This is a genomic window from Mesorhizobium sp. CU3, assembly GCF_006442965.1.
Taxonomy (GTDB): Bacteria; Pseudomonadota; Alphaproteobacteria; order Rhizobiales; family Rhizobiaceae; genus Mesorhizobium.
In genome coordinates, this window is record NZ_VFWX01000010.1 from 64644 (window position 1) to 76739 (window position 12096).

Sequence of the window (12096 nt, forward strand, 5' to 3'; positions counted from 1 at the left end):
GCGTTGCCTGATCCTCGCCGCCGGCAAGCCCTGGTGTCTACTTGTTCGGCGCCTGGTCGATGATCGACTGCATGGTGTCCTGCGCGTTCTTGATGGCGCCGTCGACATCGTCGCCGAAAAACACCTCGTTGATCATCTGCGTCCACGGACCGTTGGCGGAGTTGATCAGGTCGTTGAACACCACCGAATAGGGCGTCTTGCCCTTGGCCATCGCCTCGGCCGCCACCTGGTAGCGCGGATCGAGATCCTTCAACGCTTCCTTGGCGATGTCGTTGCGCACCGGCAGGCTGCCATATTTGGCCAGGATCGTCTGCCCCTCGAGCGAATAGGCGAAGTCGAGGAACTCTTTTACCACCTCGATTTTCTTGGTGCCCTTGGTGACGACGAAATTATCGCCGCCGGCAAAGGACGACCAGCCGCCGTCTTTGCCCGGCAGGAAGGTGATGCCGTAGTCGACATTTGGGTACTGCGTGTTGAGCGCGCCGATGGCGAAGGCGCCGGAAGGCGAAATGCCGATATTGCCGGCGGCAAAGGCAGCGAAGAAGTTCGAGCCGGTGTCGGTCTGCGCGCCCTCGGGCACCAGGCCTTTCTTGACCATCGAGCGGTAGAGGTCGATGGCGCCGCGCAGCTGCGGGCTGTCCAGCGTCGCCTTCGAGCCGTCCTCCGACAGGATGTCGCCGCCCGAGGCCCAGATCAGCGGCGTGAAGGTGAAGATGTTGCAGCCGCCGCAGTTGCCGGAGAAATAGAAGCCCTTGATATCGCCGCCGAGCGCGTTGACCTTCTCGGCGTCGGCTTCGATCTCGGCCCAGTTGGTCGGGCCCTTCTCAGGGTCGAGGCCGGCCTGCTTGAACAATTTCTTGTTCCAGATCAGCACCGAGGCGTCGGCCGAGAACGGCAGGCCGTAGATGCGGTCCTTGTAGGTGCCGGTCTTGACATGCGCCGGCGACAGGCTGGCGAAGTAAGGCAAGGATTTCGCCCAATCGGTGATGTCCTCGAGCTGGCCGGCGGCAGCGAAGGACGGCGTGTAGATCAGGTCGAGCGACAGCGCGTCGGGCGCTGTGCCGCCTGCGGCGGCGGCGCCGTATTTCGGGATGATCTCGGCATTGGGGATGATGTCGAGCTTGATCTGATCCTTATGCGCCTTGTTGAAGGCATCGACGATGCGCGGCATGAAGTTCGAGCCGTCGGCGCGCACCCAGATGTTGGCGGTCTCGGCCGACGCCGCCTGCAGGCCGCCGCTGATGACGGCAGCGGCAAGCGCCAGTTTCGCGATCATGGTCTTCACTTTGTTCCTCCTCATGGTTCTCCTCCCAGTTTGGCCGTTGCCATCCGCGGGGGTCGGACGCGCGGCCTTCGACCATTGCTTCAGCCGCCCGGCGGGCGGCCGCATGACTGACGCACCACCAGCCGGCACGGCAGTTTCCGGATGCCCGGTGCGGCCGGCTGGCCGCCCACGAGCGAAAGCAGCGCGAGCCCGGCCTCGCGGCCGAGGCTCGCCAGATTCATGTCGATGGAGGTCAGCGGCGGGCGCGTCGCCTCGGCCACGATCTCCCAATTGTCGAAGCCGATGACGCCGACATCGTCGGGCACGCTTATGCCGCGCTCGCGCAGCGCATCGATGACGCCGCGCGCGATCTGGTCGTTGCCGCAGAAGATGGCGTCCGGCGGCTCGCCCCCACCCCCGAACAGTCTGGCGACCGCATCATGCCCCCAACCCTCCGACCACGGCCCAAGCAGCGGCTCGAAGGCAGGCAGACCATGCTCGGCAAGGACATCGCGATAGGCTTGGGCGCGAGCATGCACCACGGCAAAACTCGCCGGACCGCTGACATGGGCAATGCGCCGGCGGCCCAGTCGGCAAAAATGCTCGACTGCCAGCCGCGCACCGCCGACATCGTCGGAGACGAAGCCGATCGCGCCGGGATCCGGCTGGGTGAAGGCGTAGACGACGGGGATGCGCAGATTGGCGAGATCGACCGGCAGATGGCGGTCGATACGCTTTCCGGTGGCGATGATGCCGTCGACGCGCTTGTCGAGCATGGCCTCGACATGCAACTGGCCGAGCCGCTGATCGTCCTCGACATTGCACAGGAACACCGACACACCATTGTCGACCAGCGCATCCGAAACGCCGGCCATCAGCGGCAGCGAGAAGCGGCCGTATGTATCGTTGGTGAGCAGCCCGACAGTGAAGGAGCGTTTGCGCAACAGGCTCTGCGCCAGGCTGTTCGGCCGGAAGCCGAGATGCCTGGCCGTCTCGCGAATGCGCTCGCGCGTCTCGGCCGTCATGCGCCCCTGCCCGTTCAGCGCCTTCGACGCCGTCGCGACGCTGACGCCGGCGGCCGCAGCCACCTCGCGCAAGGTGACGGGTCTGTTGGCAAAGATAGGCGCTTGCTCGGCGTCCGAAGACATTTCAGCGTAGGACCTCCAAGTTTGGAAAAACCTTTTCTCCATGAGGCCTGCAGCGTTTCGAACCGAGGGGGCGGATGTCGAAAAGCGAACGACTGGGAAAAGGTTTTCTCAGATAGGACATTAAAGGGAAGCCGAAGTGGTTGGCAAGGGGGGGTTAGCATCTTGGGAGCGACATTGGCGAACTCGAGCCAAGACTCGCGTCGGGCACCCTTTTTAGCTGGCTTATGCGCCCGAGCATGCAGAACCTCCTGCAAGGCATGGTTAACAAATGATTTTTGGGTCAGCGACAAGTTGACTATTTCTGGGTGCATCGTCGCTATTTGCCTACTTTGAAGGCACTTTGCCTACCACTGTGGCATTTGTGCCACCACCAATTCTTACAACCGCTGTTAGAAGGTCGCCGGGGTTTCAATTGGGGTTAAGGGTATGGTTCTTCGTTTTTCTGCGAAATCTATCTTGCTGGGCGCTGTTTCGGCTGTCGCCTTGATGTCTGCCGCGCACGCCGCCGACGTGGTACAGGAGCAGGCTGCGTCCGGTTTTAACTGGAGCGGCGTCTATGTCGGCTTTGGTCTCGGCGCCGGCGCTAATGTTCACAAGCTGAGCAGCGATTTCATCCCGGGCCTGTCGTTCAACGGCATCGGGGGTGAAGGTGTCTATGGCCAGGCGACTGTCGGCTACGACTACATGGTTTCGCCGCGTTTTCTCATCGGCGGCCTGGTCGACGCGCATGTCGGCAACATCAAGACTTCGCTCGATATCGCCCCTCTTGGCGGCCTCAGTGCCGATATCAAGGAAACCTACGGCTTCGACGTAGGCGTGCGCGCCGGCTACCTGTTGACGCCGAACACACTGGGTTACGTGCTCGGTGGCTACGCCTGGCAGAAGTACAAGCTCGACACCAACATCGGAGGCTTCGGACTCGATTGGGACCAGGGCGGCTATTTCCTGGGTGTCGGCGCCGAAACCGCGATCAACAACAGCTGGACGCTCAAAGGCGAATATCGCTACACGCGCTTCGGCACGAATGACAATCTGCTGTCGCAGTTCGGCGCCCCGGGCGGCGCGCTCAACCTCGACACCTCACGCCACACGTTCGAGCTTGCCGCCAGCTATCGCTTCAACGCCAATGACGGCGGCGGCGCCAGCTTCGAGACGCCGAGCTACAACTGGACCGGTTTCTATGTCGGCGGCGGGCTTGGCGCCGGCGCGTCGGTGCACTCGATCGACTCCGACTTGATCGGCGTCAACTTCAACGGGATTGGCGGCGAAGGCGTGTTCGGCGAGGCCAGCATTGGCTACGATCACGATATGGGCAGCTGGGTAGCTGGTGTCCTGGTCGATGCGCGCTACTCCGGCATGACCTCGAAGCTTGAGCTACCCGGCGGACAGATCAACCTCGACACCGACTACGGCTTCGACGTGCTCGGCCGTGTCGGCATGAAGGTGAACGATAGCACCCTCGCCTACGCGCTGGCAGGCTATAGCTGGCAGCATTTCGACCTCAACGCGTCGTCGCCGATCGGCGACATCCTCGATTGGGGTTCCAGCGGCTTCTCGGTCGGCGCCGGCCTGGAAACGGCGGTGTCGGACAAGATGACTGTCGGCCTCGAATACCGCTATTCGCAGTTCGCCAAGAAGGACTTCTCATCGGACCTCGGCATCCCGGTCAGCGACTTCCTCACCTCGACGCCGTCCTTCCATACAGTGCGCATCGAGGCCAAGTACAAGTTCAACTAAGCAAGGCCCTCCAGCCAAAACAGAAGAGCCCGTCAACCGACGGGCTCTTCTTCGCTTGACCTGTTGCGTTGAGCCAAACTCGCGCGGCGGTTGCCTGGCTTTAGCCTTGTCGATCGGCTCAGGCTGCTCGTCTATCCGGCAGCCGCAGGCCGGGGCGAACGGCTTTTCCGTCCGACAAACCTGTCACGTTCGAGCTTGTCTCGGCCGTACCGTTCAACGATGGCGTGGCGGCGATGGAATACAGGACGAGCAAGGGATGACCGGCCAGACGAGTCTCACACAGTCTTCTTGCCGCGCTTGCCGCCACGAACCTCGACGGCCTTCTCCACCGCGCGCTTCAATTCGTCCTTGATCTCGACCGTCTCGGCCATCAGCGCTTCGATCTTGAGGAAATCGAGCACGCGGTATTTCGAGACTTTGGGGCGGATCAGGATGTCGGGTCCGGACTGCTGCAGCTTGTTGGCGATGATCGACTGCATCATCAGCTGCGAGGCGCCGTACATCAGGTCGACGGTGGTCGGGTGCTTGCGCTCGGCATCGCTCGGCGCGCCCACCACGTCGATGGCGATGATGATGTCGGCATCCTTCTCGAGCAGATCGAAAGGAACCGGGTTGTAGATGCCGCCGTCGATCAGCAGGCAGTCATTGCGCATCACCGGGCGGAACACGGCCGGAATGGCGGCCGAGGCGGCGAGCGCGGAATGCAATTCACCCTCGGCGAACACCGCGAGCTTATGGCCGAAATAGTCGGTCGCCGTCACCTTCAAAGGGATCTTGAGCTCCTCGAATGTCGCGGGGATGGCATCGGGCAGGAACGCCTTCAGGATGCGCTCGACATTGAACTGGCCGACGCGGATACCGCCTTGCATGGCTTCGGCGATCGTGCCGGGGCGCGAGCGCCACATGCGCGCCGCCATTTCCGCGCGGCTGCCGAGGACCGAACGGGAGTAGTCGTGGATCTGCGCGCCGGTCATGCCAGCGGCCATGCCGGCGCCCATGATTGCGCCGATCGAGGAACCGGCGATCGCCACCGGCTTGATGCCGAGCTCGTCCAGCGCCTCGATGATGTGGATATGCGCCAGTCCGCGCGCGCCGCCGCCGCCGAAGGCAACCCCGAAGGTCGGGCTCATCCCTTGCCGCTCCCCGCCACCTCAAGCATAGGCGGGCCAATGACCATCACGGCGGGGTCGACCGAGAGAAGCTTCTTCGCCGCCGCCTTGACGTCGGCCAGCGTCACCGCGTTGATCAGCGCCGCGCGGCGCTGCATGTAGTCGATGCCGAGATGGTCGACCTGCAGCTCGACCAGCGTCGCCGCGATCGAGCTCGAGGAATCCAGGTTGCTGATGGCGTAGGCGCCGATCATGTATTTCTTGATCGCCGCGAGCTCCTCCTCGTTCGGGCCGTTCTCGGCCATATCCTTCACCACTTGGCGCACGATCGACAGCGTCTCGGCGGCGCGGTCGGAACGCGTCGCCGTCGTCACCAGCAGCGTGTGTGAATGCTCGTTATCGACGAGGTCGGAGCTGACGCCGTAGGCAAGGCCGCGCTTCTCACGCACCTCGGCAAACAACCGCGAGGTGAAGGTCGAGCCGCCGAGGATCTCGTTCATGAGCACCGCGGCGAAGAAATCCGGATCGCCGCGCTTCACGCCCGGCCAGGCCAGTTGCAGCGAGGTCTGCGGCAGGTCGTAATTCACCTCCAGATGCTGTCCAAGCTTCGGCGTGACGTCGGCCACCGGGGCCAGCGCCTGTTTCTCCGGCAAGTCGCCGAACACCTCGTCCAGCCTGGCGCCGAGCGTCGCGGCGTCGATATCGCCGACTACCGCCACATGCACGCCGCCGCGGGCGAAAGCGGCCTTGTGGAAAGCCCTGATGTCGTCGGCGGTGATGCCGGCCAGGCTCTGCTTCGAGCCCTGATCGGAACGCGAATAGGGATGCTCGCCATAGATGGCGCGCAGCCAGCGCTGCTGCGCCACCGTGTTCGGATCGCGCTCGTTGGCGAGGATGCCGGACAGGATTTGACTGCGGATGCGATCGATCGGCGCCTGATCGAAGCGCGGCTTGTTGACTGCCAGCCGCAACAGGTCGAAGGCCTCGTCCTTTTGCTCCGACAGCATGCGCATCGAGCCATAGGTGCCGTCGCGCGACGCCTGGAAACCCATCTCGGCACCGGCATCGTCGAGCTTCTGCTGGAAAGCGTCGCTGTCGAGATCGCCGGCGCCCTCGTCGAACAGTCCGGTCATCAGATTGACCAGGCCTTCCTTCCCCGCCGGGTCCTGCGCGCTGCCGCCGTCGAAGACGAAGCGGATGGCGATCAGCGGAATCGAATGGTCTTCCACCAGCCAGGCGGTGATGCCTTTTGTCGACTTCACCTCCTGGATGTTCATCTCCGCGCGCGCGGCAAGCGCCGGCAAAAGCAGGAAGAACAGTGCGAAGCAGAGCGTGACTATTACGCGATATAGCTTACCCTCTCCCCGTTCGCGCGCAGGAAAAGCAGTCCTGTGGCCGAGAACCATGGTCATGATCAGTTCCCCGCCTGTTGCTGCGGCAAGAGGTAGCCGGTGGTCGAGCGGTCGAGCACGAGATAGCGGGCGGCGACCGCCTTGACCTCGTCGGCCGTGACCTTGCGGATGCGGTCCGGCCATTCCTCTACGTCCTTGACGTTGCCGCCGGTGGCGAGCGTCGAGCCATAGATGTTTGCCATGTCGTCCTGCTTGTCGCGGGCAAAGATCATCGAGCGCACATAGCGTGTCTTGGCGTGCTCCAGTTCGCCGTCGGTGACGCCGTCCTTGACGATACGCGCGATCTCGGCGTCGACGGCGGCCTCGACCTCGGCGAGTTTGGCGTCGCCGCGCGGCGAGCCGTAGACGGTGAAGTTGGTGGCGTCGAGCATGGTGCCCTGGAAATAGGCCGCGGCTTCCGAGGCAATGCCTTGCTTCACCACTAGCTGCTGATAGAGCCGGCTGCGGTTGCCGCCGCCGAGGATTTCCGCCAGCAGGTCGAGCGCCTCGGCCTCGCCGGGCTTGGCTGTGTGATAGGACGGCACCACCCATTGCGTGGAAAAGCTCGGCACCGAAACACGCGCGTCTGTCAGCGTCACGGTGCGCTTGGTGTTCTGCTCCGGCTCGACCGGGCGGATGCGCGGCGGCAGGTCCGGCCCGCGCGCGACCTTGCCGTAAGTGCGCTCGGCCATCGCCTTGACCGCATCCGGATCGACATCGCCCGCCACGATCAGCACAGCATTGTTGGGCCGGTAGTATTTGTCGTAGAAGGCGACCGCGTCGGGGCGGTTCAGCGCCTCCATCTCCTGCATCCAGCCGATCACCGGTATGCGGTAGGGCTGGTTCTGCCAGAGCGTCGCGTCGACCTCCTCGTCGAGCACCGCCTGCGGATTGTTGTCAATGCGCATGCGGCGCTCTTCCAGGATCACATCGCGCTCGGTCTTGATGACGTCGTCGGTGAGGATGAGGTTGCGCATGCGGTCGGCCTCGAAGTCCATCATCTTCTCAAGCGCCGAAGGCGGCACCGTCTCATGGAAGGCGGTGTAGTCGTAGGAGGTGAAGGCGTTGTTCGAGCCGCCGATCTCGGACACGGCCCGGTCGAACTCGCCGGCGGCATGATTGGTCGTGGCCTTGAACATCAGATGCTCGAAGAAATGCGCGATGCCGGATTTGCCGGGCGGCTCGTCGGCGCTGCCGATCTTGTACCAGACCATGTGCGTGACGATCGGGGCGCGATGATCCGGGATGACGACCACTTCCATGCCGTTGTTGAGCAGGAAGTCCTTGACCGAGCCGTCGTCGGTCGCGCGGGCCGGAGCGGTCGCCGCAAGCGCCAGCGTGCCGGCCAGAAGCGCTGCGCTGAGCCCAATGCCCGTTCGTGTCATCAAGGTCTCCGGTCCGGTTGCGCGACGATAGGCAAGCTTGTCGGCGAGGCAAAGTGAATTGTGAGTCATTTTCGAGGCGGCGCTAGTCCGCCTCAATGAAGCGGATGACCGTTTCGCCATAGCCCCGCTCGTCCACCACGGAAAAGCCCGGGCCCGCCTCGAACGGTGCCGAGGCCGCCTCCTCGACCACGCAGAGTGCGCCGGGCAGCACCCAGCCGCCGGCCTTTGCAGAGCGCAGCGCGCGCTCGCCGAGCCCCTTGGCGTAGGGCGGATCGGCGAAGATCAGGCTAAAGGGCGAAAGCGTGCCGGCCTCACCCAAATGAGCGGCGTCGCGACGAAAGATCTTGGTGCGGCCGGTGAGGCCGAAGGTCTCGACATTGTCGCGGATCAGGCCGCGCCCTTCCGTCGATTCCTCGATGAAGACGCAATAGGAAGCGCCGCGCGACAGCGCCTCAAGCCCCAGCGCACCGGTGCCGGCGAAGAGGTCGAGCACGCGGCCGCCTTCGAGCTTTTCGGCATAGCGATGCGCCAGGACGTTGAACACCGCCTCGCGGGTGCGGTCGGTGGTCGGGCGTATGGCATTCGAACGCGGCGTCGCCAGCGGACGCCCGCGAAACTCACCGCCGACGATTCTCATTTAAGTCCGGGCCCCATCTAGCTTCTGGGACCCTTGGGGCCGCGCGGACGCCCGCCGCCATCGGGGCGTTCGCCACGCGGCTTGCCGAACGGCTTGGCGCCGCCAGGCTTGCCACCCGGCTTGTAGGATGCCTTGCGCGCCTTCGCCTCGGCGGCCTTGGCGGCGTCTGCCTCCGCCCTGCCCTTGCCGATGGGACGCGCGCCCGGCGCCATCCAGACATTGGCCTTGCGTTGGCCAGGCGGCTCGATCGGCCGCTGCTCGCGCTCGGATTTCTTGCTGCCGAAGCGGGGTTTGTCGCCAAAGCCGCCACGCGGCTTGTCGCCAAAGGCACCACGGTCCGATTTCGGGCCGCGCTCGCCGAACGCCCTTTCCGGTTTTGTCGAGAGCTTGCTCAGCGCCTCGTCACGGCTGCCTTCACGGCGCTTGCGCGCCTTGATCAGGCCGCCTTCGCCGATCGGCCGGCGGTCGCCGTCGCGGGTGAATTTCGGCCGATCGTCCTCTTCGCGGCGCGGGCCGCTGCCGCGTACCGGCTTGTTGGAGAACGGCTTTTGGATATCGGCATCGAAATTGGCGCCGGCTTCCTCGATCAGCCGCTCGCCGAGCTGCTCGCGCAGCACGCGGCCCTTGATCTCCAGCACATGGCCCTCGGGCAGGTCCTCGAGCTGGAACGGTCCATAGGAAATGCGGATCAGCCGCGTCACGTCGAGACCGAGCGCGCCGAGGATGTTCTTCACCTCGCGGTTCTTGCCTTCGCGCAAGCCGATGGTCAGCCAGGCATTGGTGCCCTGCTCGCGATCGAGCGAGGCTTCGATCGAACCGTAGAAGACGCCGTCGACGGCGATGCCATCGCGCAGGCCCGCCAAGGCGCTTTCCTCGACCTTGCCGTGGACGCGCACCCGGTAGCGCCGCAGCCAGCCGGTGGCCGGCAGCTCCAGCACCCGCGACAGGCCGCCGTCATTGGTGAGCAGCAAAAGGCCCTCGGTGTTGATGTCGAGGCGCCCGATGGTCATCAGCCGCGGAAGGTCGGCCGGCAGCACGTCGAACACGGTCTTGCGGCCTTCCGGATCGCGGTTGGTGGTGACGACGCCGGCCGGCTTGTGGAACAGGAACAGCCGCGTGCGCTCGATCGGCGGGATTTCGGTGCCGTCGAGATGGATAACGTCGCTGGCGCTGACGTTGAAGGCCGGCGATCCCAACACCTTGCCGTTGACCTTGACGCGGCCGGCGGCGATCAGTTCCTCGGCATCGCGGCGCGAGGCGATGCCGGCCCGCGCGAGGCGCTTGGCGATGCGCTCGCCGGCCTCCGGCTCCGCATCGCCGGGACGCGGGCGCGGTTTGAAGCCGCCAGGCTTGCCCTGCGGCCGGTCGCCGCCGAATTCACGCTTGGGGCGATCGCTGAAATCGCGCTTCGGCCTATCCGCGAAATCGCGCTTGGGCCGGTCGAAGCGCCTGTCGCCACGCTCGCCCTCGGCCGCTGCGGGACGATCGCCGCGCGGCGTGTAGGGTTTGCGGGCGCCCTCGCGCTTCTCGAAAGGCTTGCCGTCACGCGGCGGGCCTTTGCGGAACGACCTGTCGCCGCGTTCGGCACTCTCGCCGGTTTCGCGTGGCTTATAGCTGCGCTTGAAGTCGCGGCGTTCTCCGTCAACCGCCATCGGCCGATCGCCGCGCGGTGTATAGGGTTTGCGGGCACCTTCGCGCTTCTCGAAGGGCTTGCCGTCGCGCGGCGGGCCTTTGCGGAATGGGCGGTCGCCTCGTTCGGCGCCCTCACCCGCTTCACGCGGCTTATAGCTGCGCTTGAAATCGCTGCGCTCGCCGTCCGCGGCCATGGGCCGGTCGCCGCGCGGCGCGTAGGGCTTGCGCGCGCCTTCATGCTTCTCGAACGGCTTGCCGTCGCGGGGCGGCCCCTTGCGGAAGGGCTTTTCGCCGCGCGCAGTTGGTTTCGATCCGCCCTTGCGCGGTCCCCGCGAAGATTTCTTGTCGTTGTCGTCCATTTGCTCTGGCTCTTCTTAAGCTGCTACAGCGGCGCACGCCCTTCCGGACGCCCAATGCAGGCAGTTTCATCTTGAATTTTGCGCCGGCACCCGGCGCGGCAAAAACCGATTCCGGTTTTCAGGGTCCCGCGCTAGATAACAGGATCGCTCACAGGTGGCGAGGAGTATTCGGAGTGGAAACCGCGTGAAACGGCCGGATTTCATGGCGTTGGCGTTGCAAGAGGCAGCAGCCGCGGCAAGCCGCGGCGAAGTGCCGGTCGGCGCGGTGATCGCCAATGGCAACAGCGTCATCGCGAAAGCCGGCAACCGCACGCGCGAACTCGCCGATCCGACCGCGCATGCCGAGATGCTGGCGATCCGCGAAGCCTGCCAAAAACTGGCCAGCGAGCGGCTGACCGGGCACGATCTCTATGTGACGCTGGAACCCTGCGCCATGTGCGCCGGCGCCATTTCCTTCTCGAGATTGCGGCGGCTCTATTTCGGCGCCGCCGACGAGAAAGGCGGCGCGGTCGTCAACGGCGTGCGCTTTTTTGCCTCGCCGACCTGCCACCACACGCCCGACATCTATCCGGGCATCGGCGAAAGCGACGCATCACTCATCCTGAAGGATTTTTTCCGCGGGCGGCGGGAAAACTAGAACTGCGGACGTCTTGGGACTTTTACAGCCCCAGCCAGTCGAACCAGCCGCCCTTCTTGCCTTCCGCCTGCGCCTTGAGGCGGCGTTCCTTCTTGAATTCGTCCTCGCCAAGCTCGTTCTGCGGCGCGTCCGAGGATGGCTGGCGATAAGCCAGCGGCGGCTCGCTCAGATATTTGCGCTGGGTCGGGTCGCCCTGCTTCTGCTCGGCCAGACGGCGTTGGATCTCGGCGGCGCGCTGCGGATTGGAATCTTCCGGCGACCAGCGCGGCGGGTGGCTGGAACCCGATTCGGCCAGCGCCTTCTTCACCGCTTCCGGATCGGTCTGCACATCCTCGGCCGTTTCCGGCTGATAGTTCGGATCGTTCTGATGCGCGGTGGCGTCGGCGCGGATACGGGCGCGGCGCGCCTCGGGCGATTCTGGCCAGTCGGCGCTGGCGGTCTCGATGCTCTGCTGCGGCGGCGGCAGGGTCTGCTTCTGGCCAGGGCCGGGTTTCACAAGATCCGGACGCGGCTTGTAGTCGATCGGATCCTTGTGCTTCGGCGTGATCGAGGCGGCGCCGGAAACATCGTCGAACAGCTGCGCGGCGGCGGTCTTGTCGGTTCCGTAGGTCGGCGAGCCCATGCAGCCCGACAAAGCGATGGCCGATGCCACAAGCGGCGCCGCCAGCGCGGCGCGCGCAAACGTTCTATCGGTCATGCCAAAAAATCCCACTCTAAAAGCCTTTCGGTCGTCACCGGCCACGGGCTCGGTCCCCATCACCACCGCCTTTGCGATGGAAATCCGGCGACAATTTGTC

General features: G+C 64.8%; 10 protein-coding genes. 2 read left to right on the forward strand and 8 right to left on the reverse strand.

Annotated elements, in window-relative coordinates; genetic code table 11:
• Positions 1–37: 37 nt before the first annotated feature.
• Positions 38–1285, reverse strand: a complete 1248-nt coding sequence (locus tag FJ988_RS16705) for a sugar ABC transporter substrate-binding protein (protein WP_140819445.1) — start codon at positions 1283–1285, stop codon at positions 38–40.
• Positions 1286–1365: 80 nt separating this feature from the next.
• On the reverse strand, positions 1366–2412 hold the full coding sequence (locus FJ988_RS16710; protein WP_140819446.1) for a LacI family DNA-binding transcriptional regulator: 1047 nt from the start codon (positions 2410–2412) through the stop codon (positions 1366–1368).
• 486 nt (positions 2413–2898) lie between these two features.
• On the opposite strand from FJ988_RS16710, the gene FJ988_RS16715 reads away from it, so the two are divergent.
• A complete protein-coding gene (locus FJ988_RS16715; protein WP_407067763.1) occupies positions 2899–4149 on the forward strand; it encodes an outer membrane protein in 1251 nt (416 codons plus the stop codon).
• 275 nt (positions 4150–4424) lie between these two features.
• Here FJ988_RS16715 and FJ988_RS16720 read toward each other — a convergent pair whose 3' ends face one another.
• From FJ988_RS16720 to FJ988_RS16740, 5 genes are all read right to left on the reverse strand, one after another.
• Positions 4425–5279 carry a patatin-like phospholipase family protein gene (locus tag FJ988_RS16720; protein WP_140819448.1) on the reverse strand — a complete coding sequence of 285 codons (855 nt, stop codon included), beginning with the start codon at positions 5277–5279 and terminating at the stop codon, positions 4425–4427.
• A complete protein-coding gene (locus FJ988_RS16725; protein WP_407067735.1) occupies positions 5276–6670 on the reverse strand; it encodes a M16 family metallopeptidase in 1395 nt (464 codons plus the stop codon). Before FJ988_RS16725 ends, FJ988_RS16720 begins: the two co-directional genes overlap by 4 nt.
• A gap of 2 nt (positions 6671–6672) precedes the next feature.
• Positions 6673–8034 (reverse strand): pitrilysin family protein, encoded by a 1362-nt coding sequence (locus FJ988_RS16730; RefSeq protein WP_140819449.1) that lies wholly within the window; start codon positions 8032–8034, stop codon positions 6673–6675.
• An 82-nt stretch (positions 8035–8116) separates the two neighbouring features.
• On the reverse strand, positions 8117–8671 hold the full coding sequence (gene rsmD / locus FJ988_RS16735) for a 16S rRNA (guanine(966)-N(2))-methyltransferase RsmD (RefSeq protein WP_140819450.1): 555 nt from the start codon (positions 8669–8671) through the stop codon (positions 8117–8119).
• A 17-nt stretch (positions 8672–8688) separates the two neighbouring features.
• Positions 8689–10662 (reverse strand): pseudouridine synthase, encoded by a 1974-nt coding sequence (locus FJ988_RS16740; protein ID WP_140819451.1) that lies wholly within the window; start codon positions 10660–10662, stop codon positions 8689–8691.
• Positions 10663–10846: 184 nt separating this feature from the next.
• On the opposite strand from FJ988_RS16740, the gene FJ988_RS16745 reads away from it, so the two are divergent.
• Positions 10847–11299: a nucleoside deaminase gene (locus tag FJ988_RS16745; protein ID WP_140819452.1), complete on the forward strand. Its 453-nt coding sequence runs from the start codon at positions 10847–10849 to the stop codon at positions 11297–11299.
• Positions 11300–11321: 22 nt separating this feature from the next.
• On the opposite strand, the gene FJ988_RS16750 is transcribed toward FJ988_RS16745, so the two are convergent.
• A complete protein-coding gene (locus FJ988_RS16750; RefSeq protein ID WP_140819453.1) occupies positions 11322–11996 on the reverse strand; it encodes a hypothetical protein in 675 nt (224 codons plus the stop codon).
• Positions 11997–12096: the final 100 nt, after the last annotated feature.